A 20,830-nucleotide genomic window follows, 5' to 3' on the forward strand; every position below is an offset into this window, starting at 1 on the left:
TGCCGGGGCGCGGGAGCAAGGACGACATGAGTCAAGACGAGAAGCCGGGCTGGTTCGGCCGCCTGTTCGGGCGCAAGGGCGCGACCGAAGCCCCCGAGCCGCCGGCGGACTCGCCCGCCTCGCCGGCGGAGGGCCAGCCGGACTTCGCCACCGGCGCCGACGACGTGGCGCACGTGCCGTTGCCGCCGGCCGAGCCGTCGCCGGTCGACCCCAACCGCAACGCGGTGCCCGACGCGACCGAGGGCGCCGACCTGCAACCGATCGAGGGCGAGCCCGAGACGCCGCCGGCGGGCACCGCGGGCGACGACCCCGCCCACGGCGCGGGGCCGGCCGACGCCACCACCGTCGCCCGGGAACCGGCGACCGGGACCGAGACCGAGACCGAGACCGGTGCGGCGGCCAGCGCGCCCGACATCCAGCCGGTCGACGTCGCCGCCTCCCTCGCCCACGACGCCGTCAACGACGCGGCGCCGGCCGAGGCGGAGCCGGAGAAGCGCGGCTGGTGGACCCGGCTGACCTCGGGCATGAAGCGGACCTCCTCGGCCCTGTCCGACCGCGTCACCGGGTTGTTCACCAAGCGCAAGCTCGACGCCAACACCCTGGAGGACCTGGAGGACGCGCTGATCCAGGCGGATTTCGGCGTCGAGACCGCGACGCGGATCTCGGAGGCCGTCGGCAAGGGCCGCTACGAGAAGGGCATCTCCCCCGACGAGGTCCGGGCGATCCTGGCGACCGAGGTCGAGCGCGCGCTGGAGCCGGTGGCCAAGCCCCTGGTGATCGACGCCGCCAAGAAGCCGTTCGTGGTCCTGATGATCGGCGTGAACGGCGCCGGCAAGACTACGACGCTGGGCAAGCTTTCCCTCAGCCTCAAGGCGGAAGGGCGCTCGGTGATGCTTGCGGCGGGCGACACCTTCCGCGCGGCCGCGATCGAGCAGCTCAAGGTCTGGGGTGCGCGCACCGGCACGCCGGTGGTGAGCGGGGCGCAGGGCGCGGACGCGGCGGGCCTGGCCTTCGACGCCCTGAAGCGCGCCAAGGCCGAGGGCACCGACGTGCTCCTGATCGACACCGCCGGCCGGCTCCAGAACAAGGCCGGCCTGATGGCGGAGCTCGAGAAGATCATCCGCGTGCTGCGCAAGAGCGACCCGGAAGCGCCGCACGCCACGCTGCTGGTGCTCGACGCCACCGTCGGCCAGAACGCGCTGTCGCAGGTCGAGCTGTTCTCCAAGGCCGCGCCGGTCTCGGGCCTGGTGATGACCAAGCTCGACGGCACCGCGCGCGGCGGCATCCTGATCGCGCTCGCCGCGAAGTTCGGCCTACCGGTCCACTTCATCGGCGTCGGCGAGGGCGTCGACGACCTGGAGCCGTTCGCGGCACGGGACTTCGCGCGGGCGATCGCGGGGTTGGAGAAGGGCTGAGGCCGATCGCCTCCGGTAGACCTCACCATTCCCCGTCGATAGAGACGCCCTGACGTGACGGACCGTTCGGGGACGTGACGGACCGCTCGGATTCCCTGGCCAGACGCATGCAGATCGAATCCGTCCCCCCGCACCGCCACCTGCCGCCGGCCCTGAAGCTCGCCCTGGAGATGGGGCCGCTGGTGATCTTCTTCCTCGGCAACGCCTATGCCGAGCGCTTCGGCGTCGCCGCCGATCAGAAGCTGTTCGTGGCGACCGGGGTGTTCATCGCGGCGACGGTGCTGGCGCTCGCCGTGCACTTCGCCCTGGTGCGCCGGCTGCCGATCATGCCGATGGTCTCGGGCGTGGTGGTGGTCGTGTTCGGCGGGTTGACCCTCTATCTGCAGGACAAGACCTTCATCATGGTGAAGCCCACCATCGTGAACACCCTGTTCGGCCTGGTGCTGCTCGGCGGGCTCGCCTTCGGCAAGTCCCTGCTCTCGGTGGTGCTCGACTCGGTGTTCTCGCTCACCGAGGAGGGATGGCGGAAGCTGACCTTCCGCTGGGGCCTGTTCTTCCTCGCGCTGGCACTGATCAACGAGGTGGTGTGGCGGACCCAGAGCGAGGATTTCTGGGTGAACTTCAAGGTCTTCGGCATCATGCCGCTGACCGTGGTGTTCGCGCTGGCCCAGACGCCCCTGCTCACGCGCTACGAGCGCAAGAAGACCGACGCTTGAATCGGGCGCAAGCCGAACCGGCGCCGCCGGCTCGGCGGACGGCCCGCCCGGGCCGGTGAGGACCGTCCCTTCCTACTTCGCGGCCACCTTCCCGGCCGCCCGGATCTTGGCGATCACGTCCGCGAGGTTCTCCGGCGTGACGATGCCGACGAGCTTGTCGCGGATCACGCCGTCCGGGCCGATGATGAAGGTCTCGGGCACGCCGTAGACCCCGAAATCGATGCCGACGCGGCCGGTTTCGTCGTGGCCCACCGCCTGGAACGGGACGCCGTTCTTGGCGAGGAAGCGGCGCCCGTTCTCGGCCGCGTCCTTGTAGTCGATCCCGACGAGCCGGATGCCGGGCTCGCGCGCCAGCCGCATCAGCATCGGATGCTCGACCTGGCACGGCGCGCACCACGAGGCCCAGACGTTGAGCACCGTGACGCCGCCCTTCAGGTCGGCGCTCGACAGGCCCGGCACCGGCTTGCCGTCCGCGGTCAGGCCGGGCACCGCCGGGAGCGCGAAGCTCGGCACCGGCTTGCCGATCAGCGCGGAGGGGAGGGCGGCCGGATCGACGCCGGAGCGCAGGCGCAGGAAGAACACGCCGGCCAGCACCGCGAAGGCCAGCACCGGGACGACGACGAGGAGCGAGCGGCGGACCGGCTCCGGAGGGGCCTCGACGCTCACCGGCGATCCTCCGGCTGGAGCTGGGCCAGCGCCCGCCTCTGGGCCCGCCGGTCGCGGATCGCGTTGAGGACGAGGGCCGCCATCACCAGGGCGGTGAACGCGTAGGAGGCGAGGATGAAGCCGCCGTGGCTGCCGAGGTCGAAGGTCATGGGTTCAGGCGATCCGGATCGGTTTCATGCGTGGGCCGCCCGCTCGAGGGCGGCGACGTCCAGCTTGATCATGCCCTGCATGGCCGAGAAGACCCTGGCGGACACGGCGGGGTCCGGGTCGGCCAGGAGGCGGGGAAGCACCTCCGGCACAACCTGCCAGGGAATGCCCCAGCGGTCGCGGAGCCAGCCGCACATGATCGCGGTGCCGCCGTCGGCGGTCAGGCCCGCCCAGAGCCGGTCGACCTCGGCCTGATCGGCGCAGGAGACGGAGATCGACGCCGCCGTGCCGTACTCGACCGGCGTGCCGCCGTTCAGCGCCTGGAAGCTCTGGCCGCCGAGGGTGAACGCGACGAGGATCACGTCGCCCGCGGCGCCGCCCGGCCACGCGCTCGGCGCGCGCTGGATGTGATCGATGCGGGAATCGGGCACGAGCCCGACATAGCGGCGCACCGCCGCCTCCGCATCGGTGCCGAACCAGAGGCAGGTTCTCACCGTCTTCATGGGCCGCGTCTCCTTCCGGGATGCGGGGCGCGCCGCACGCGGGCGCGTCTCGCGATCAGACGGCCTGGCCGAGCGGCAGGTCGCGCCCGGCGTCCGAGGTCGACACGGTCGACCCGGCATCGAGGCGCTCGGCCTCGCGGATCGTCAGGGTCCGCACGCGCCGGCGCATGATCTCGGTCCGCATGGCATAGAGGTGCAGGGTGGTGCCGCCGAGGGTGGCGGCGCCGATCATCACCAGCAGCGGGTAGAGCATCGACGGGTCGATGGTCGAGCCGCCCATGCGCAGGATCGAGGCCGGCTGGTGCAGGGTCGACCACCAGTTCACCGAGAACTTGATGATCGGCAGGTTGATCGCGCCGACGAGCGTCAGGATCGCGACGGAGCGGGCGGCCCGGTTCGGGTCCTCCATCGTCCGCCACAGGGCGATGATGCCGCAGTAGATCAGGAACAGGATCAGCATCGAGGTGAGCCGCGCGTCCCAGACCCAGTAGGTGCCCCACATCGGCTTGCCCCAGAGCGAGCCGGTGACGAGGCAGATCAGGGTGAAGGCCGCCCCGATCGGCGCGGCGGCGCGCTGCGCCACGTCGGCGAGCGGATGGCGCCAGACCAGGGTGCCGATCGCCGACAGGCTCATCGACGCGTAGAAGAACACCCCGAGCCAGGCCGCCGGCACGTGGATGAACATGATCCGCACGGTCTCGCCCTGCTGGTAGTCGGGCGGGGCGACGAACCAGGACAGGTAGAGCCCGAGCGCGAGGATCGCGGTCGAGATCGCGGCGAGCCACGGCACCAGCGTGCCGGACCAGCGCATGAAGTGACTCGGGTTGGACAGGCGCGTCCACAGGGGCGTCGACATGGGCGATGTCTTAGCCCGGGGTGCGGTGCAGCGGCAATGCGCACGTCTGGCGCAGCCTCGCTCGGCGCGGGCACCGGCGGCATGAGCCCTCGACGCGCGCAGGCGTCGATGTCGCCGCATGCGCCGTCCGGTGAGCCCGGTCGGCCGACGCGGCGATCGATCACCTCGGCAAGCCGCCGATCCGTCGTGCGGCGTCGCAGGGTGGAACGGTCATTCGCACTCGGAGAGGACGAGCTTGCAGCTGGGGCACTTGTCGAAGGCCATCTCCTTGGCGGCGGCCTCGGTCCGGCCCCAGCCCACGCCGTAGGTGGTGCGATTGGAGACGTAGGCGCCGCAGGCGTCGAAGCGGGCGACGACCTTGCAGTTGTCGTTGCCCATCTTGGCGCATTGGCGCATCGCGGCGGCGCCCGCGGCCTCGCGCGAATCGCCCCAGCCGATGCCGTAGCCCTCGTCGCCGGCCTTCTGGCCCTCCTCGGTGTCCACGGCGAAGGCGCCGGCCGCGGCGGCGGGAGCGGTCGCGAGGAGCGTCAGGAGCAGCGCGGACATCAGGGTCTTCATCGTTACGTCCCCATCGAGCTTGACAGGGCGGCCGAACCCGTCGCGCCGCCGCTGCCAGCCGTCTGATAAGGCAGTGCGGCGCAAAGGAAATTGCACGACCGTTCCGATCTCTTGTGCGAGCGTCCCGCCCTCTATTCCGACCAGCGCAGGGCCGCCGCCGCCGCGAAGGTGCCGACCAGCGCGGCGATCAGGCTGAGGCCGGACAGGATCATCAGCGGGGTGGCGAAGGGGACGGTGCCGCCGAGGGCCGACTGCGCGGCCGAGACGCCGAAGATCAGCGTCGGGATCATCAAGGGCAGCACCAGCACGGCGAGGATCAGGCCGCCCCGGCGGATCGAGGCGGTGAGCGCCGCGCCGACCGCGCCGACGAAGGTCAGCGCCGGCGTGCCGACGAGCAGCGTCAGGGCGGTCGCGGCCATGGCGGTCCCGTCGAGCGCGACGAGCAGGCCGAACAGCGGCGAGGCCAGCGCCAGGGGCAGCCCGGTGGTGATCCAGTGCGCGATCACCTTGGCCAGCACCACGATCTCGAGCGGCACCGGCGCGGCGGTCATCAGGTCCAGCGAGCCGTCCTCCTCGTCGGCCTGAAACAGCCGGTCGAGGCCGATCAGCGTCGCCAGCACCGCCGAGAGCCAGAGGATGGCCGGGCCGATCCGCGAAAGCAGGTTGAGGTCCGGCCCGAGGGCGAACGGCACCAGCGCCACGATCATCAGGAAGAAGACCAGCGACAGCATGCCCGACCCGCCGACGCGGGAGGCCAGCGTCAGGTCGCGGGCGACGAGGGCTGCGAGGATGCGGATCACGCCCACGCCTCCTCCGCGTCGTCCGCCGGCTCGGGCGCCCGCGGGGCGGCCTGCGCGATGTGGAGGTTGCGCGCGTCCTCGAGCCCGAGGGCCTGGTGGGTGGCGGCGATGACGAGGCCGCCGGCCGCCCGGTGCTCGGCCATCAGCCCGGCGAGCACGCCCTGCGAGGCGGTGTCGAGGGCGGCCGTCGGCTCGTCGAGGAGCCAGAGCGGGCGCGCGCAGACGAGGAGCCGCGCCAGCGCCACCCGCCGCCGCTGCCCGGCGGACAGGTAGGCGACCGGCAGGTCGAGCGCGTGGGCGAGGCCGAGCCGGTCGAGCGCCGCCCGCGGGCTCAGCCGCTTCGTCCCGAGAAGGCTTTGCGCGAAGGCGAGGTTCTCGGCCGCCGTCAGGCTGCTCTTCAGCCCGTCGCGATGGCCGACGGCGTGCAGGCACTCGGGCAGGGCCGCCTCGCCCATGTCGTGGACGGTGAGCCGGCCCGAATCCGGCCGCAGCCGCCCGGACAGGATCGCGAGCAGGCTCGACTTGCCCGCGCCGTTGCGGCCGGTGACGGTGATCGCCTCGCCCGGGCCGATGGCGAAGGTCAGCCCGGAGAAGATTTTTCGCCCCGAGCGGCGGCAGCAGAGGGCATCGACGGTCAGCCGCACGAAGGTTGCCTGTTCAGAGAATGAAACGCTTCGATCTACCGGTAGATCGCGCGCCGGTGGCCGATCCGTACCACGACGACCCTGACGGTCGCGTCGTCGATCGCAGCGATGATCCGGTAATCGCCGACCCAATATTTCCAGAGGCCGCCCAGCCGCGAACCTTTGAGCGCCTCACCGAGGCTTCTCGGATCGTCCAGGGGCGACAGGCGATCCCGCAGGAAACGGAGAATCCGCGCGGCGGCCTCACGATCGAGCCTATCGAGTTCGCGTTCCGCGGACCGTTCGAACTCAATCCGACAAGCCATGCCGATCCATCACCGCCTGCAGCGTGACGGTCCGGCTCTCGCCGCTTTTCAGAGCTGCGACCCGGCTCTCCGCGAGCTCGACGTCCTCGATCTCGTCGAGGTGGTCCTGGATCGCCTCACGCACGTGATCGTACGCGCTGCGGCCGGTGCGTCGGGCCAGGGCGTCGAGGCGGCGTTCGATCTCCGGCGGCAGGTCGAGGGCGAGCATGGAAGTCTCCGAGGCGCGTCAGGCTTACGATGGCGGCGCGCATCCGTCCATTCTCGGCACCAAGCCCTCTTGCACGACGAGCCCACGGCACCCGCGCCGCCTTGCCCGATTGCGCAAGACGAAGGAGCCGCGCAACCTCACCGTCATCGGGCAAGCGGCGTTCCGCGATCGTGGGACGCCGGGACGCACCGCCGACACGGAGGATGTCGCCATGACCAAGCCGTCGCAATCCGCGAAGCTGCGCGTGAACGACCCGCGGGTCCGCACCGAAGCCGAGATGGCCCGGGATCCCGACGCGCTCGCCGGCCGCGCGATGGTGGAGGCGCGGGTCGCGCGCTGCACCGCGGACGAGCAGGCCGCGTTCTGGGCGGCGGTGCGGCGCTGCTTCGGCGGCCCGGCGCCGGAAGCCGCCGCCTGAGCCGGACGGGACCGAGGACGCGGGCGGACAGCCTCGCGGCACTGTCACCCGCGACCCGGTAGCGGGCAGATTCGAATCGTTCTATACGGTCCCCAGGCTGCGCCGCGCGACCTTCGAGCGTCCAATTCGCTCCTCGCGCACCCTCCTGCCCGGGCACCCCCGGGGCGGCGCGCGCTCCCTGCGAGCGCAGTCAGGCCGAACACCGGTTTCGTGGCGCGGGTTATGCCTGCGCGTGTTCGACAAACGCCAGCGAGGATCAGACCAGCCGTGGCTTCCATCGACAGCTTCAAGTCCCGACAGACGCTTCAGGCGGCGGGCAAGACCTACACCTACTACTCGATCCCCGAGGCCGAGAAGAACGGGCTCGCCAACTCCACGGCCCTGCCGTTCTCGATGAAGGTGATCCTCGAGAACCTCCTGCGCTACGAGGACGACCGTTCGGTCAGGAAGGGCGACATCGAGGCGACGGTCGCCTGGGTCGACAACCGCGGCAAGACCGAGACCGAGATCGCCTTCCGCCCCTCCCGCGTGCTGATGCAGGACTTCACCGGCGTGCCCGCCGTCGTCGACCTCGCCGCGATGCGCGACGCGATGGTGGCCCTCGGCGGCGACCCGCAGAAGATCAACCCGCTGGTGCCGGTCGACCTCGTGATCGACCATTCGGTGATCGTCGACGAGTTCGGCACGCCGAAGGCGCTGGCCGACAACGTCGCGCTGGAATACGAGCGCAACGGCGAGCGCTACACCTTCCTCAAGTGGGGCCAGTCGGCGTTCGACAACTTCTCCGTGGTCCCGCCCGGCACCGGCATCTGCCACCAGGTCAACCTCGAGTACCTGTCGCAGACCGTGTGGACGAAGCGGGACCCCGACGCCTCGGACGGCTCCGAGATCGCCTATCCCGACTCGCTCGTCGGCACCGATTCGCACACCACCATGGTCAACGGCATGGCCGTGCTCGGCTGGGGCGTCGGCGGCATCGAGGCGGAAGCCGCGATGCTCGGCCAGCCGCTGTCCATGCTGATCCCCGAGGTCGTCGGCTTCAAGCTCTCCGGCAAGCTGCCCGAGGGCACCACCGCCACCGACCTCGTGCTCACCGTCACGCAGATGCTGCGCAAGAAGGGCGTGGTCGGCAAGTTCGTGGAGTTCTACGGCCCCGGCCTCGACGAGATGGCGGTGGCCGACCGCGCCACGATCTCGAACATGGCGCCCGAATACGGCGCGACCTGCGGCTTCTTCCCGATCGACCGCAAGACCATCGACTTCCTGAAGGTCACCGGCCGCACCGACGAGCGCATCGCGCTGGTCGAGGCCTACGCCAAGGCGCAGGGCATGTGGCGCGACGCCCAGACCCCCGACCCGGTCTTCACCGACACGCTCGCGCTCGACATGGGCGACGTGCGGCCCTCGCTCGCCGGCCCCAAGCGCCCGCAGGACCGGGTGCTGCTCGACGCCGCCAAGCCCGGCTTCGCCGGCTCGATGGAGACCGAGTTCCGCAAGGCGGCCGACATCGCCAAGCGCTACCCGGTGGAGGGCGCGAACTACGACATCGGCCACGGCGACGTAGTGATCGCGGCGATCACGAGCTGCACCAACACCTCGAACCCGTCGGTGATGATCGGCGCCGGGCTGCTGGCCCGCAACGCGGTGGCCAAGGGCCTGCGCTCGAAGCCCTGGGTGAAGACCTCGCTGGCGCCGGGCTCGCAGGTCGTCGCCGAGTACCTCGAGAAGGCCGGGCTGCAGCAGCCGCTCGATGCGCTGGGCTTCAACCTCGTCGGCTTCGGCTGCACCACCTGCATCGGCAATTCCGGCCCGCTGCCGGCCGCGATCTCGAAGGCGATCAACGACAACGACGTCGTGGCCGCGGCGGTGCTCTCGGGCAACCGCAACTTCGAGGGCCGCGTGAACCCCGACGTGCGGGCGAACTACCTCGCCTCGCCGCCGCTCGTCGTCGCCTACGCCCTCGCCGGCTCGATGCAGATCGACATCACCACCGAGCCGCTCGGCACCGGCTCGGACGGCCAGCCGGTCTACCTCAAGGACATCTGGCCGACGACGGCTGAGGTGGCGCAGTTCATCGAGGCGAACATCACCTCGGCGCTGTTCAAGTCGCGCTATGCCGACGTCTTCACCGGCGACGCGAACTGGCAGGGGGTCGAGGTCACCGAGGCCGAGACCTTCGCCTGGAACGGCGGCTCCACCTACGTGCAGAACCCGCCCTACTTCGAGGGGATGCAGAAGGAGCCGGCGCCGATCACCGACATCCAGGACGCCCGCATCCTCGGCCTGTTCCTCGACTCGATCACCACCGATCACATCTCGCCGGCCGGCAACATCCGCGCGGCCTCGCCCGCCGGCGCCTACCTGCAGGAGCATCAGGTCCGGGTGCAGGACTTCAACCAGTACGGCACCCGCCGCGGCAACCACCAGGTGATGATGCGCGGCACCTTCGCCAACATCCGCATCAAGAACCAGATGGTGCGCGATCCCGCCGGCCAGGTGGTCGAGGGCGGCTGGACCCTGTTCCAGCCCTCGGGCGAGCAGATGTACATCTACGACGCGGCGCAGAGATACGCCGAGGCCGGCACCCCGCTCGTGGTCTTCGCGGGCAAGGAGTACGGCACCGGCTCGTCGCGCGACTGGGCGGCCAAGGGCACGAAGCTGCTCGGCGTGCGCGCCGTCGTGGCCGAGAGCTTCGAGCGCATCCACCGCTCGAACCTCGTCGGCATGGGCGTGGTGCCGCTGGTGTTCCAGGGCGAGACCTCGTGGGCCTCGCTCGGGCTCAAGGGCGACGAGACCGTCACGATCAAGGGCCTCGCCGGCGAGTTGAAGCCGCGCCAGACCCTGACGGCCGAGATCACCGCGGCCGACGGCACCAAGCAGGAGGTGCCGCTGACCTGCCGCATCGATACGCTGGACGAGCTGGAATACTTCCGCAACGGCGGGATCCTGCCCTACGTGCTGCGCTCGCTCGCAGCCTGAAGCTCGGGTCGGGCGGCCCTCGGGTCGCCCGGCCTCACGACCCGTCGTCGAGCCGCCGCGGGTCCGTCCCGCGGCGGCTCTTTTCATGCGGTGCGTGCCGGTCGGATCAGGCGGCCGCCTGCGCCGCGTCGAACGCCGCCGCGAAGGCGGCGCCGGGCCGCGCGGTGCAACGATCGACCCAGGCATCGATGGCCGGCACGCCGGGCTTGCCGAACCACGCGAAGGGCGAGTGCAGCAGCAGGTCGACCGCGGTGAAGCGGTCCCCGAGCAGGAACGGGCCGCCGGCGAGTGCGGAGGCCAGGCGTGCCCTGGCCTCCGCGCCGTTCCGGAACGTCTGCGTCAGGAACGGGTGATCCAGCCCGGCGGCCTCGACGACCAGAACCGGCTCCAGCACGCCCGCGTACCAGGCGAGCCACCCGAGATAGGCGCCGCGCTGCCTGTGCCCGTGGGGGACGGCGAGCCCGGACTTCGGGAACAGCTCGGCGAGGTACTGCACGATGGCGCTCGATTCGCGGACCAGCGTGCCGTCGTGGTCGAGCAGCGGCACCTTGCCCTCGGGATGCGGGTTGCCGGGATCGCGGATCCCCGACCCGTCCCTGCGCGGGATGGTCACCCGCTCGATCCGGACGTCGTCGAGGGCGTCGAGCTCCTTGAGCAGGGCGACGATGCGGGTCGAGCGGCTGTTGGGGGAATGGTAGAGCGTGATCACGGCGATCTCCTGCTGGCGGGTCGGCAGGGGATGGTCTAGCCAAGGTCTCCTGCCAGTTTCCGTCAGTTGCACGATGGCCCGAGCCGACCGGCTGCTCCGACTGCTGCATGCGATGCGCGTCCTGCCGGCGCCGGTGACGGCGGCCCGGCTGGCCGAGGAGACCGGGGTGTCGTTGCGCTCGATCTATCGCGACATCGACAGCCTGCGCACGGCCGGCGCCGGGATCGAGGGCGAGCGCGGCTACGGCTATCGCCTCGTCGAGGACGTCGCGCTGCCGCCGCAGACCTTCGACCGGATCGAGATCGAGGCCCTGGTGCTGGGTCTCGGTGAGGTCCGCCACATGGGCGACCCGGCGCTCGCGGAGGCCGCCGCCTCGGTGCTGGCGAAGGTCGCGGCAACGCTGTCCGACCGGCGCGAGCAGCACCTGCTCCACGCGGTGTCGCAGGTCCGCCGCTTCGGGACGCGCTACCCGGCGACCTTCGACATGACGACGATCCGCACCGGGTGCTGGCGCGAGGAGGCGGTGACCATCCGCTATGCCGACAAGGACGGAGCGACGACCGTGCGGACGATCCTGCCCCTCTCCATCGTCTACCTCGACGACAAGATGACGGTGCTGGCCTGGTGCTGCCTGCGCGCGGCGTTCCGCATGTTCCGCGCCGACCGCATCGCGGCGGCGGAACCGGCCGGCACCAGCTTCCGCCCGCGACGGGTGGCGTTGCTGCGCAGCTACGTCGCCGAGCTCGGCCGCCGCGGATGATGCGGGCCGGGCGCGCCGGCCGGGCGATGCGCGTCTGAGCCAGAAATAAGAGCCGGCGACCGCGAATAGATTGTGCGCAAGGGTGTTTTGCGGCCGCCGCCGCCCCATAACCTTCCGACCACAACCGGGAGATGCCCCATGAAGACCCTGAATGTCCTCGCCCTTGCCGGCCTGATGACCCTGTCCGGCGCCGCCTTCTCGGCCCAGGCGCTGGAGCGCGTCCGCGGCACGATCGAGAAGGCCGACGGCGGCATGGTGACGATCAAGACCGTCGACGGCGCGACCGAGACCGTCGACGTCGGCGGCGCCAAGTTCGCCTGGGTGGTGAAGTCGAGCCTCGACCAGATCAAGGACGGCGTCTTCATCGGCACCGCGACCAAGGGCGAGAACCCGATGACGGCGCTCGAGGTGGTGCTGTTCCCCGAGTCGATGCGCGGCACCGGCGAGGGCCATTACGGCTGGGATTCGATCACCGACCACACCGCCGCGGGCGGCACGGCGGTGAAGAGCTCGATGACCAACGGCACCGTCAAGGCCGAGTCGGGCACGCCGCGCGTCAAGAGCGCGATGACCAACGGCACGGTGAAGGCCGACACGGCCGGCGCCTCCGGCACCAAGACGCTGACCGTCGGCTACGGCAAGGACGGTGCGGCCAAGACCATCGAGGTGCCGCCGACCGCGCCGATCGTCGCCTTCGAGCCGGCCGACAAGGCGATCCTGATGCCCGGATCGAAGATCTTCGCCGTGGTCGACAAGGCCGGATCGAAGATCGAGGGCAAGCTGATCGCCGTCGGCAAGGACGGCCTCACCCCGCCGATGTGATCCCGGGCGCCGGCGGCACGCGGGTCCGTGCCGCCGCGCCTGACTGGTCATGTCCGAACGGCCGCGGGATCTCGGATCCCGCGGCCGTTCGCATGTCAGGGGGCCTTCGCGTCCGCGCCGACCGTGAACTCGCGCCACAGCAGCATCAGCGCCGCCATCACCGCCGGGCCGAGGAACAGGCCGAGCAGGTGGAAGGTCTCGACCCCGCCGAGGATACCAAGCAGCACCCACAGGAACGGCAGCTTGGTCGTGCCGCCGATGAGCGCCGGGCGCACGAAGTGGTCGGCCACGAACGTCACGACGAAGCCGGCCACGGCCACGATCACCGCCGCCTTCACCGAGCCGGCGGCCACCAGCAGCAGCGCCGCGATGGCGATGGCGAGCGCGGCGCCGAACGGGATCATCGCGGCGACCGCGGTGAACGCGCCGAGCAGCACCGGGTGCGGCACGCCGGCGAAGTAGTAGACGATGCCGAGCACGACGCCCTCGCCGAGGCCGACGAGGACGAGGCCGTCGACCGTGCCGTGCACCGAGGCGACCATCTGCCGGCCGACCCGCTCGCCGCGCGGCCCGAACAGGCGGTTGCAGGCGACGAGGACCTGATCGCGGATGGTGCGGCCGTCGCGGAACAGGAAGAACAGCGCGACCAGGCTGAAGCCGAACAGCACGACGCGGTGCACGACCTCCTTGCCGACGTTGCGCGACACCCCGATCACCGAATCGTTGTCGAGCCTGCGCAGCATGTCGGAGCCGGCATCCGGATGGCTGAGGTTGGCGCTCCACCACGCCGAGGCCTGCGCCGCGCCGTAGGGCAGGTGGTTGACGACGTCCGGCACCGGAATGCCGTCCTTCTCGGCCGCGCGCACGAAGTCGAGGACGTCGTGCGCCTCGCGCGCCGCCTGGATGCCGAGGACGACGAGCGGCGCGAGGAAGACGAGGGCGACGAGGAGCGTCGCGACGAGCGGGAGCACGACGTTGTGTCCGCCCGGCGGGAAGCGCCGCTCGACGCGCACGTAGAGCGGCCACAGCGCGATCGCGAGCACCACCGCCCAGGCCAGCGCCGGCAGGAAGCCGGACAGGATCCAGAGCCCGAGGGCGGCGAGCGCCAGCACCAGCACGACGCGGGCGACGCCCTGGCCCCTGGCCTTCTCCACCGGCGGAAGCGGCGGCGCGTGTTCGGTGCGAAGCGTCTGGTCCATCAGGCGGGTCCTCCGGCGCGATCCGCCGCGCGCTCATGTAGGCCGCCGCGGGACCTTTGCCATACGCGGAATCCGGGCCCCGGGGGCGGCACGGTTGCCGGGCCGGACCCCCTCGTGTAGAGGTCGCGGCCACATGACGGGGCGGCGCGCGGCGCCCTCCGCCACTGGGCCGTGCGGATGGGGGCGCCGCGTCGAGCACCGGCGGCGGCCCGTCGCACCAATCCCGATTCGGCGAGAACGCATGTCAGACCAGCCCAGCACCGGCACCGCCACCTTCGAGCGCGTGGCCGATATCATCGCCGACACCGCCGACATCCCGCGCGAGAAGATCACGCCCGAGAGCCACGCGATCGACGATCTCGGCATCGACAGCCTCGCCTTCCTCGACATCGCGTTCGCCGTCGACAAGGCCTTCGGGATCAAGCTGCCGCTCGAGCGCTGGACCCAGGAAGTCAACGAGGGCAAGGTCCCGGCCGAGGAGTACTTCGTGCTGAAGAACCTCTGCGCCCGCATCGACGCGCTGGTCGCGGAGAAGGCCGCCAAGGTCTGATCCCGGGGTCTCGGCACCGAGACCGGCACCGGCAAGACCCGGGCGGCGACGCCCGGACCGAACGACCCTCCGAAAGCCTGCGGATCGGCAGCCCATGCGCCTCGAATATTTCGAGATGATCGATTCCGTGGTGAGCCTCGACCGCGCCGCCGGCCGGATCGAGGCCCTGGCCCAGGTGCCGATGGAGAGCCCGGTCTTCGAAGGGCACTTCCCCGGCCATCCGCTGGTTCCTGGCGTGCTGCTCACCGAGACGATGGCGCAGGCCTCGGGCTACCTCGTGCTCGCGCACCTGAACTTCGCGCAGATGCCGTTCCTGATGGCGGTGGACAAGGCGCGCTTCCGCTCCTTCGTCGGCCCCGGGGCGACGCTCAGCGTCACCGCGAGCCTGGAGCATGACGGCTCGGGCTACGCCGTGACCAAGGCCGCGATCCGCCACGACGGCAAGCTCCTGGCCGATGCCGAGCTCCGCTTCCGCACCATGCCGTTCCCGGACGGGCTCGACGCGCTGATGCGCGCGCGCACCGCGAAGATCGGCCTGGTGATGGACGGGGATCCGGCGGAGGCCCCGGCAGGAGAACCCGCATGAGCCGCGCCGTCGTCGTCACCGGGATCGGCCTCGTCTCCTGTGCCGGCGAGGGCTTGGCCGCCCATCTCGACGCGCTCGCGGCCGGCACGCCGCCGCGGACCGACGCGACGACGTTCGCGCCCTATCCCGTCCACCCGGCGCCGGCGCTCGCCTGGGACGGTCAGATCCCGAAGAAGTCCGACCAGCGGCAGATGGAGGCGTGGCAGCGCCTCGGCGTCTACGCCGCCGGGCTCGCCCTCGACTCGGCCGGCGTGAAGGACGACGCCGCCTTCAAGCAGGCGCTCCACCTCGTGGTCGCGGCCGGCGGCGGCGAGCGCGACTACGCGGTCGACGGGGCGATCCTCACCGGCCTGCGCGATGCCGCCGATCCCGGCGCCTATCTCAACGAACGGTTGCAGAACGACCTGCGGCCGACGCTGTTCCTGGCGCAGCTCTCGAACCTGCTCGCCGGCAACATCGCCATCGTCCACGGCGTCAGCGGCGCGTCGCGCACCTTCATGGGCGAGGAGGCGGCCGGCGTGGACGCGCTGCGCATCGGCCAGGCGCGGATCGCCTCCGGCCAGATCGACGCGATGCTGGTCGGCGGGTCCTACAGCGCCGAGCGGCCGGACGTGATGGTCGTCCACGAGATGGGCGGCTTCCTGCGCAAGCCCGACTACGCGGCGGTCTTCGCCCGCGAGGACGCACCCGGGTTCATCCTGGGCAGCTGCGCGGCCTTCCTGATGCTCGAAGCCGCCGAGACCGCCGCGGCCCGTGGGGCGCGGGCGCTCGCCCGCCTCGGGCCGGTCGCGAGCGACCGCACCCGGCGCGCGCCCGGCAGCGTCTCGACCAGCCTCGACGCCCTGTGGCGGCAGGCCGGGATCGGGCAGGCGCAAGCGGTCGTCTCCGGCGCCACCGGCGTCGCGGCGATCACCGGCGAGGAGCACGCGCGCCTGTCCGCCCTGGCGCCCGACCGGCCGGTCCATGCGCTGGGCGACCTGATCGGCCACGGCCTCGAGGTGACGGCGCCGTTCGGGGCCGCCCTGGCCGCCGGGCTCGTGGCCGATCGCGGCCTGTCGGAGGTCGCGGTCACCGCCGTGGGCCACCGCCGCGGCGAGGGCGTTCTGCGCCTGATGGCCGTCTGAGCGGCGGCCGTCGTGACAGTCTCCCCGATGCGCCTTCGGCAAGGGCCACTCCGACCCGCCGCCTCATCCTGAGGCGCCCGCCTCGGCGGCCCTCGAAGGAGGCCTCCCGCCGACGCGCGATCCCTCAAGGTCTCCTTCGAGGTCTCCTTCGCGGCGGCTCGCGCCGCGCCTCAGGATCAGGGGGGGAATGGGAGTCGGCCGCCACGGGTCGACCGCTTCGTCCCTGCTTTCCGGTCCTACTTCGCCGCCGTCGTCAGCGGGCAGCCGCTGGCCTCGGCGGTGGCGAAGGCCTCCGGTCCGGGCACGGTGGCGAGCTTCCTGTAGAGGTCCCACTCGCCCTTGGATTCGGCGGGCTTCTTGACCTCGAACAGGTACATGTCGTGGACCATGCGCCCGTTCGGCAGCACCTTGCCGCCCTTGGCGAAGACGTCGTCGACCGGCATCGTGTGCAGCAGCGTGTTGACCGCCTCGGTCTCGTCGGTCCCGGCGGCCTTCACCGCCTTGAGGTATTGCAGCACCGCCGAATAGGTGCCGACGTGGATCATGTTGGGCATCTTGCCGGTGCGCTTCATGAAGCGCTGCCCGAAGGCGCGGGTCTCGTCGGTGAGGTCCCAGTACCAGCCCTCGGTGAGCGTCAGGCCCTGCGCGACCTTGAGGCTGAGGCCCTTCACCTCCGCCAGGGTGAACAGCAGCGCCGCGAGCCGCTGCCCGCCCTCGACGATGCCGAACTCGGCGGCCTGCTTGATGCTGTTGGAGGTGTCGAGGCCGGCATTGGCCAGCCCGATCACCTTGGCGCCGGAGCCCTGCGCCTGGAGCAGAAACGAGGAGAAGTCCTGCGCCGAGAGGGGGTGGCGGACGTTGCCCAGCACCTTGCCGCCCTTCGAGGTGACGTAGCGGGCGATCTCGGCTTCCAGCGAGTAGCCGAAGGCGTAGTCGGCGGTCAGCATGAACCAGGTGTCGCCGCCCTGCTGCACCAGGGCGCCGCCGGTGCCGACCGCGAGCGCGTGGGTGTCGTAGGCCCAGTGATAGCCGTAGGGCGTGCAGGCCTTGCCGGTGAGGTCGGCGGTGGCCGCGCCGGTGGTGATGGTGATCTTGCGCTTGTCCTTCGACAGGCCCTGGACCGCGAGCGCCACCGACGAGGTCGTCAGCTCCATGATCGCGTCGACGTTGTCGCGGTCGTACCATTGCCGCGCGATGCCCGACGCGATGTCGGGCTTGTTCTGGTGGTCGGCGGAGACGAGCTCGATCGGCGTCCCGTTCATCGAGCCGCCGAAATCCTCAACCGCCATCCGAGCCGCCTCGATCGAGGAGCGGCCGCCGAACTCGGCGTAGGTGCCGGACTGGTCGTTGAGGATGCCGATCTTCACGACCCCGTCCGAGAAGCCCTGCGCGGCGGCGGGTGCGGCGGGTGCGGCGAGCGCGGCGAGCGCGACCGCCAGCGCGAGACGGACCTGTCCCTTGGTCATGCGTATCCTCCCGGAAGACGTGATCTTGTCGATCGGCCGCCGTTCGGGCGGTCCGGGGCGCATGCTAGGCGAAGGGCGGCCGCGCAACCACGGCGGGCGTCGCCCTCCGTGTTACGCTTTGCGCGGAGCTTCATTCTCGAGGAAGGGGCGGAGCGCCGCGAGGGTCGCGGCCGGGTTCTCCTCGGCCAGGAAGTGGCCGGACTCGATCTCGGCGCCGACCGCGTTCGGCGCCAGCGTCCGCTGCCACGCCGCGAGCGCCGTCTCCGGCTTGTCGCGATCCAGGTAGCGGCTGCTGGCGAGAACGAGGACCGGCATCGCCAAGGTCCGCCCGGCGGCGATGTCGGCCCGGTCGGCCGCGCGGTCGGGGCCGGCGCCCGCGCGGTAATCCTCGCACATCGCATGGATGCGCTCGGGCACGGACCAGGCCTGGGCATAGAGGTCGAGCGCGCGCGGGTCGAACGCCGAGAGGTCCTTGGCCGACGTCCAGCTGGCGATCAGCGTCCGGAAATAGCCGTCGGGATCCCTGCCGATCGCGGTCTCCGGGTTCGGGGCCGGCTCGGCGAGGAACGGCCAGTGCGGGTTGGCGCCCGGCGCGGCCTCGATCCGCTCCCACTGGACCGCCGTCGGCACGACGTCGAGCAGCGCGAGCGTCGAGACGCGGGCGGGCTGGTCCAGGGCGAGGCGGTAGGCCACCCGCGCGCCGCGATCGTGCCCGGCGAGCGCGAAGCGGACATGGCCGATCCGCTCCATCAGCGCGACGATGGCGGCGCCGATCCGGCGCTTGGAGTAGCCGTCGTGGGCCGGATCGCCCTCTGGAGCGGCCGACCAGCCGTAGCCCGGCAGGTCGAGGCAGATCACGCGGTGGTCGCGGGCGAGGTCGGGGGCGATGCGGTGCCAGAGCGCGTGGCTCTGCGGGAAGCCGTGGAGCAGCAGGAGCGGCGGTGCATCCGCCGGGCCGCCGACGCGGGCGAAGGCCTTGCCCCAGGCGGCCTCGGTCCACAGCGCCTCGAACCCGGGAAACAGATCGTCGCCACCGCTCGACATGGGCCTTGCTCCAACCTTCGCCGATCGCGACCCGCGGGTGGCGGCGTCGCGCGCCAGCGTCAAACGCGCTCAGGGGCGTCGGGCTCCGGCGGCGATGCGCCCACGCGCGGCAGGGAATGCGAATAAAATCTTAATCCCTGTCGTGGAGGGTCGCATCACGACTGATGGTGCCCGAATGCCCGTTCAAACCCTGGAAGAGCTCGCGAGGATCGACTCCGACTGGGTCTGGCAGACCGATGCCGCGCAGAACTTCACCTATCTGTCTCCCGAGGTGGAACGCTTCCTCGGCCGAACCGCCGGCGCGCTGACCGGCACGTCGCGGATGACGATCGCCGCGAACGGCGGCGACGGCAGCTTCTGGGAGCCCTACTTCACGGCGCTCGACCGGCGGCAGGCCTTCACCGGCTTCATCTATCCCTACGCCCATCCCGACGGCCACGTGCGCTGGTTCCGCATCAGCGGCGAGCCCGTCGTCGCGCCGGACGGGACCTTCTGCGGCTATCGCGGCACCGGCACCGACATCAGCTCCGAGGGCCAGGCGCGCAGTGCCCTCGCCGACGCGCTCGCGGAGCTGCGCACCTCGCACGCCAGCCTGGTGGAGCAGAACAAGCGCTTCGAGGCGGCGCTGAGCAACATGACCCAGGGCCTGTGCCTGTTCGACGAGGCGGCACGCCTCGTCGTCTACAACCAGCGCTATTGCGAGATCTTCGGCCTGGCACCGGAGGCCCTGCGGATCGGGATGTCCCAGCGCGAGATCTGCGCGATGCTGGTGGGGGCCGGCTGCTATCGCGGAGGCACCACCGTCGACGCCCTGTGCGAGGGCACGCGCCAGGCCCTGCTCGACCCGGACCCGAAGCCGATCCAGCGCGAGCTCGCCGACGGCCGGATCCTCGCCGTGTGCTATCGGACGATCGAGGACGGCGGCTGGGTCTCGACCTTCGAGGACATCACCGAGCGCCGCCGCAACGAAGCGCGGATCGCGCACATGGCGCGCCACGACGCGCTCACCGACCTGCCCAACCGCACGGCGTTGCGCGAGCACGGCCTCAGCATGCTCGGCAAGCCGCGGCGTGCGGGCGAGACCACGCGGCTCGCGATCCTCTGCCTCGACCTCGACCGGTTCAAGGCGGTCAACGACACGCACGGGCACGGCGCGGGCGACGCGCTCCTGCGCGCGGTGTCCGAACGGCTCTGCGCGCGGGTCCGCACCGGCGACCTGGTGGCGCGCCTCGGCGGGGACGAGTTCGCGGTGCTGCACCGCGTCGCCGACGCGGCCGGCGCGCTGGCCCTGGCCGAGCGGATGATCGAGCTGGTGAGCACGCCCTACGATCTCGACGGCTACACCGTCGAGATCGGCATGAGCGTCGGCATCGCCATCGCCGACGAGGCGGCCGACGACATCGACCGCCTGCTCAAGAACGCCGACACGGCGCTCTACCACGCCAAGGGCAAGGGCCGCGGCACCGCCTGCCTGTTCGAGGCGGCGATGGACGAGACCGCCGAGGTCCGCCGCGCGATCGAGCGCGACCTCGCCGACGCCCTGAAGCACGGGATGTTCGAGGTGCATTACCAGCCGCTGGTCAACCTCGACAGCAACCGGGTCACCGGCCTGGAGGCCCTGGTCCGCTGGCGCCATCCGGAGCGCGGGCTGATCCCGCCGGCCACCTTCATCCCGGTGGCCGAGGAGACCGGGCTGATCGTCGCCCTCGGGGAATGGGTGCTGAACCGGGCCTGCCGCGACGCCGTCGCCTGGCCGGCCGGGATCAGCGTCGCCGTCAACGTCTCGGCCGTGCAGCTGCGCCACCGCACCTTCGCGCAGACGGTGCTGCTCGCCCTGGCAGCGAGCGGGTTGCGGTCCGACCGGCTGGAGCTCGAGATCACCGAGAGCGTCCTGCTCGACGACACCGAGGCCAACCTCGAGACCCTTCATCTGCTGCGCCGGACCGGCATCCGCATCTCGATGGACGATTTCGGGACCGGCTACTCGAGCCTGACCTACCTGCGCCGCTTCCCCTTCGACAAGATCAAGATCGACCGGTCCTTCGTCCAGGATGCCGGGAAGGCGACCGAGGCCGGGGCGATCATCCGCGCCCTGGTGAGCCTCGGCACCAGCCTCGGCATCACCACGCTGGTCGAGGGCATCGAGACCGCGGAACAGCTCGCCGCCGTCCGGGCCGAGGGCTGCCAGGAGATGCAGGGCTTCCTGTTCAGCCGGCCGCGCACGGCCGACGAGATCACGGCGATGCTGACGGCCGCGCGCGACGAAGCCGCCGCAGCCTGAGACCGGCATATACAACTCCGGATTGTATTTACACCTTTCCTTAAGCCGAAACCCATACGGTAGGTTGCATGGCC

Annotated in this window: 23 protein-coding genes; 10 read left to right on the forward strand and 13 right to left on the reverse strand. The window is 71.2% G+C overall.

Annotation, left to right across the window (positions count from 1 at the left end):
- Positions 1-26: 26 nt before the first annotated feature.
- Positions 27-1,415, forward strand: a complete 1,389-nt coding sequence (ftsY, locus tag MKK70_RS10915; RefSeq protein ID WP_243947605.1) for a signal recognition particle-docking protein FtsY — start codon at positions 27-29, stop codon at positions 1,413-1,415.
- 107 nt (positions 1,416-1,522) lie between these two features.
- Complete coding sequence (locus MKK70_RS10920) at positions 1,523-2,131, forward strand: septation protein A (protein WP_147842500.1); 609 nt, start codon at positions 1,523-1,525, stop codon at positions 2,129-2,131.
- Between the two features lie 72 nt (positions 2,132-2,203).
- Here the strand turns inward: MKK70_RS10920 and MKK70_RS10925 are convergent, their stop codons facing one another.
- The 9 genes from MKK70_RS10925 to MKK70_RS10965 all read right to left on the reverse strand — a co-directional run bounded on the left by MKK70_RS10925 (position 2,204) and on the right by MKK70_RS10965 (position 6,818).
- Positions 2,204-2,797: a DsbE family thiol:disulfide interchange protein gene (locus MKK70_RS10925; RefSeq protein ID WP_147728613.1), complete on the reverse strand. Its 594-nt coding sequence runs from the start codon at positions 2,795-2,797 to the stop codon at positions 2,204-2,206.
- Entirely contained in the window at positions 2,794-2,946 is a 153-nt protein-coding gene (gene ccmD, locus MKK70_RS10930) for a heme exporter protein CcmD (RefSeq protein WP_147728614.1), read from the reverse strand. The genes MKK70_RS10925 and ccmD overlap by 4 nt, the downstream gene beginning before the upstream one ends.
- Positions 2,947-2,970: 24 nt before the next feature.
- On the reverse strand, positions 2,971-3,447 hold the full coding sequence (locus MKK70_RS10935) for a VOC family protein (protein WP_243947607.1): 477 nt from the start codon (positions 3,445-3,447) through the stop codon (positions 2,971-2,973).
- A 55-nt stretch (positions 3,448-3,502) separates the two neighbouring features.
- The gene (locus MKK70_RS10940; RefSeq protein WP_243947614.1) at positions 3,503-4,303 is read right to left on the reverse strand and encodes a heme ABC transporter permease; all 801 of its coding nucleotides are present in this window, start codon (positions 4,301-4,303) and stop codon (positions 3,503-3,505) included.
- Between the two features lie 210 nt (positions 4,304-4,513).
- Positions 4,514-4,861, reverse strand: coding sequence for a DUF4189 domain-containing protein (locus MKK70_RS10945; RefSeq protein WP_243947616.1), 348 nt, complete (start codon positions 4,859-4,861; stop codon positions 4,514-4,516).
- A 131-nt stretch (positions 4,862-4,992) separates the two neighbouring features.
- Entirely contained in the window at positions 4,993-5,661 is a 669-nt protein-coding gene (ccmB, locus tag MKK70_RS10950) for a heme exporter protein CcmB (RefSeq protein ID WP_243947618.1), read from the reverse strand.
- Positions 5,658-6,305, reverse strand: coding sequence for a heme ABC exporter ATP-binding protein CcmA (gene ccmA, locus MKK70_RS10955; RefSeq protein ID WP_147842504.1), 648 nt, complete (start codon positions 6,303-6,305; stop codon positions 5,658-5,660). The genes ccmB and ccmA overlap by 4 nt, the downstream gene beginning before the upstream one ends.
- Positions 6,306-6,340: 35 nt before the next feature.
- Positions 6,341-6,610 carry a type II toxin-antitoxin system RelE family toxin gene (locus MKK70_RS10960; RefSeq protein ID WP_243947620.1) on the reverse strand — a complete coding sequence of 90 codons (270 nt, stop codon included), beginning with the start codon at positions 6,608-6,610 and terminating at the stop codon, positions 6,341-6,343.
- Positions 6,594-6,818, reverse strand: a complete 225-nt coding sequence (locus MKK70_RS10965; RefSeq protein WP_243947631.1) for a TraY domain-containing protein — start codon at positions 6,816-6,818, stop codon at positions 6,594-6,596. Before MKK70_RS10965 ends, MKK70_RS10960 begins: the two co-directional genes overlap by 17 nt.
- Positions 6,819-7,029: 211 nt before the next feature.
- Between MKK70_RS10965 and MKK70_RS10970 the strand changes: the two genes are divergently transcribed.
- Both MKK70_RS10970 and acnA read left to right on the forward strand, forming a co-directional pair.
- Positions 7,030-7,236, forward strand: coding sequence for a hypothetical protein (locus MKK70_RS10970; RefSeq protein WP_147727329.1), 207 nt, complete (start codon positions 7,030-7,032; stop codon positions 7,234-7,236).
- Positions 7,237-7,503: 267 nt separating this feature from the next.
- The gene (acnA, locus tag MKK70_RS10975; RefSeq protein WP_147727321.1) at positions 7,504-10,215 is read left to right on the forward strand and encodes an aconitate hydratase AcnA; all 2,712 of its coding nucleotides are present in this window, start codon (positions 7,504-7,506) and stop codon (positions 10,213-10,215) included.
- 106 nt (positions 10,216-10,321) lie between these two features.
- On the opposite strand, the gene MKK70_RS10980 is transcribed toward acnA, so the two are convergent.
- A complete protein-coding gene (locus MKK70_RS10980; protein ID WP_243947633.1) occupies positions 10,322-10,924 on the reverse strand; it encodes a glutathione S-transferase family protein in 603 nt (200 codons plus the stop codon).
- Positions 10,925-10,997: 73 nt separating this feature from the next.
- Between MKK70_RS10980 and MKK70_RS10985 the strand changes: the two genes are divergently transcribed.
- Both MKK70_RS10985 and MKK70_RS10990 read left to right on the forward strand, forming a co-directional pair.
- On the forward strand, positions 10,998-11,684 hold the full coding sequence (locus MKK70_RS10985; RefSeq protein ID WP_243937424.1) for a helix-turn-helix transcriptional regulator: 687 nt from the start codon (positions 10,998-11,000) through the stop codon (positions 11,682-11,684).
- A 138-nt stretch (positions 11,685-11,822) separates the two neighbouring features.
- Positions 11,823-12,506, forward strand: coding sequence for a metal ABC transporter permease (locus tag MKK70_RS10990; protein ID WP_243947635.1), 684 nt, complete (start codon positions 11,823-11,825; stop codon positions 12,504-12,506).
- 95 nt (positions 12,507-12,601) lie between these two features.
- On the opposite strand, the gene MKK70_RS10995 is transcribed toward MKK70_RS10990, so the two are convergent.
- Complete coding sequence (locus tag MKK70_RS10995; RefSeq protein WP_243934893.1) at positions 12,602-13,705, reverse strand: AI-2E family transporter; 1,104 nt, start codon at positions 13,703-13,705, stop codon at positions 12,602-12,604.
- Between the two features lie 241 nt (positions 13,706-13,946).
- Between MKK70_RS10995 and MKK70_RS11000 the strand changes: the two genes are divergently transcribed.
- The 3 genes from MKK70_RS11000 (at position 13,947) to MKK70_RS11010 (ending at position 15,965) form a co-directional block, all read left to right on the forward strand.
- Positions 13,947-14,255, forward strand: coding sequence for an acyl carrier protein (locus tag MKK70_RS11000; RefSeq protein WP_147727326.1), 309 nt, complete (start codon positions 13,947-13,949; stop codon positions 14,253-14,255).
- Between the two features lie 94 nt (positions 14,256-14,349).
- On the forward strand, positions 14,350-14,841 hold the full coding sequence (locus tag MKK70_RS11005; protein ID WP_147727327.1) for a 3-hydroxyacyl-ACP dehydratase FabZ family protein: 492 nt from the start codon (positions 14,350-14,352) through the stop codon (positions 14,839-14,841).
- Entirely contained in the window at positions 14,838-15,965 is a 1,128-nt protein-coding gene (locus MKK70_RS11010; protein WP_243947637.1) for a beta-ketoacyl-ACP synthase, read from the forward strand. The genes MKK70_RS11005 and MKK70_RS11010 overlap by 4 nt, the downstream gene beginning before the upstream one ends.
- Positions 15,966-16,201: 236 nt before the next feature.
- On the opposite strand, the gene MKK70_RS11015 is transcribed toward MKK70_RS11010, so the two are convergent.
- Positions 16,202-17,431 (reverse strand): ABC transporter substrate-binding protein, encoded by a 1,230-nt coding sequence (locus MKK70_RS11015; RefSeq protein ID WP_243947639.1) that lies wholly within the window; start codon positions 17,429-17,431, stop codon positions 16,202-16,204.
- A gap of 111 nt (positions 17,432-17,542) precedes the next feature.
- The gene (locus tag MKK70_RS11020) at positions 17,543-18,475 is read right to left on the reverse strand and encodes an alpha/beta fold hydrolase (protein ID WP_243947641.1); all 933 of its coding nucleotides are present in this window, start codon (positions 18,473-18,475) and stop codon (positions 17,543-17,545) included.
- Between the two features lie 175 nt (positions 18,476-18,650).
- On the opposite strand from MKK70_RS11020, the gene MKK70_RS11025 reads away from it, so the two are divergent.
- Positions 18,651-20,756, forward strand: coding sequence for a putative bifunctional diguanylate cyclase/phosphodiesterase (locus MKK70_RS11025; protein ID WP_243947643.1), 2,106 nt, complete (start codon positions 18,651-18,653; stop codon positions 20,754-20,756).
- Positions 20,757-20,830 lie beyond the last annotated feature (74 nt).

This window comes from Methylobacterium sp. E-041 (genome assembly GCF_022829665.1).
GTDB lineage: Bacteria > Pseudomonadota > Alphaproteobacteria > Rhizobiales > Beijerinckiaceae > Methylobacterium.

Excerpts from the sequence above, each read along its gene's own strand:
- ftsY (WP_243947605.1), top strand. The coding sequence starts at position 27 with ATGAGTCAAGACGAGAAGCCGGGCTGGTTCGGCCGCCTGTTCGGGCGC.
- MKK70_RS10920 (WP_147842500.1), top strand. The coding sequence starts at position 1,523 with ATGCAGATCGAATCCGTCCCCCCGCACCGCCACCTGCCGCCGGCCCTG.
- ccmD (WP_147728614.1), bottom strand. The coding sequence starts at position 2,946 with ATGACCTTCGACCTCGGCAGCCACGGCGGCTTCATCCTCGCCTCCTAC.
- MKK70_RS10935 (WP_243947607.1), bottom strand. The coding sequence starts at position 3,447 with ATGAAGACGGTGAGAACCTGCCTCTGGTTCGGCACCGATGCGGAGGCG.
- MKK70_RS10940 (WP_243947614.1), bottom strand. The coding sequence starts at position 4,303 with ATGTCGACGCCCCTGTGGACGCGCCTGTCCAACCCGAGTCACTTCATG.
- MKK70_RS10945 (WP_243947616.1), bottom strand. The coding sequence starts at position 4,861 with ATGAAGACCCTGATGTCCGCGCTGCTCCTGACGCTCCTCGCGACCGCT.
- MKK70_RS10960 (WP_243947620.1), bottom strand. The coding sequence starts at position 6,610 with ATGGCTTGTCGGATTGAGTTCGAACGGTCCGCGGAACGCGAACTCGAT.
- MKK70_RS10965 (WP_243947631.1), bottom strand. The coding sequence starts at position 6,818 with ATGCTCGCCCTCGACCTGCCGCCGGAGATCGAACGCCGCCTCGACGCC.
- MKK70_RS10970 (WP_147727329.1), top strand. The coding sequence starts at position 7,030 with ATGACCAAGCCGTCGCAATCCGCGAAGCTGCGCGTGAACGACCCGCGG.
- MKK70_RS10985 (WP_243937424.1), top strand. The coding sequence starts at position 10,998 with ATGGCCCGAGCCGACCGGCTGCTCCGACTGCTGCATGCGATGCGCGTC.
- MKK70_RS10990 (WP_243947635.1), top strand. The coding sequence starts at position 11,823 with ATGAAGACCCTGAATGTCCTCGCCCTTGCCGGCCTGATGACCCTGTCC.
- MKK70_RS10995 (WP_243934893.1), bottom strand. The coding sequence starts at position 13,705 with ATGGACCAGACGCTTCGCACCGAACACGCGCCGCCGCTTCCGCCGGTG.
- MKK70_RS11000 (WP_147727326.1), top strand. The coding sequence starts at position 13,947 with ATGTCAGACCAGCCCAGCACCGGCACCGCCACCTTCGAGCGCGTGGCC.
- MKK70_RS11005 (WP_147727327.1), top strand. The coding sequence starts at position 14,350 with ATGCGCCTCGAATATTTCGAGATGATCGATTCCGTGGTGAGCCTCGAC.
- MKK70_RS11010 (WP_243947637.1), top strand. The coding sequence starts at position 14,838 with ATGAGCCGCGCCGTCGTCGTCACCGGGATCGGCCTCGTCTCCTGTGCC.
- MKK70_RS11015 (WP_243947639.1), bottom strand. The coding sequence starts at position 17,431 with ATGACCAAGGGACAGGTCCGTCTCGCGCTGGCGGTCGCGCTCGCCGCG.
- MKK70_RS11020 (WP_243947641.1), bottom strand. The coding sequence starts at position 18,475 with ATGTCGAGCGGTGGCGACGATCTGTTTCCCGGGTTCGAGGCGCTGTGG.
- MKK70_RS11025 (WP_243947643.1), top strand. The coding sequence starts at position 18,651 with ATGCCCGTTCAAACCCTGGAAGAGCTCGCGAGGATCGACTCCGACTGG.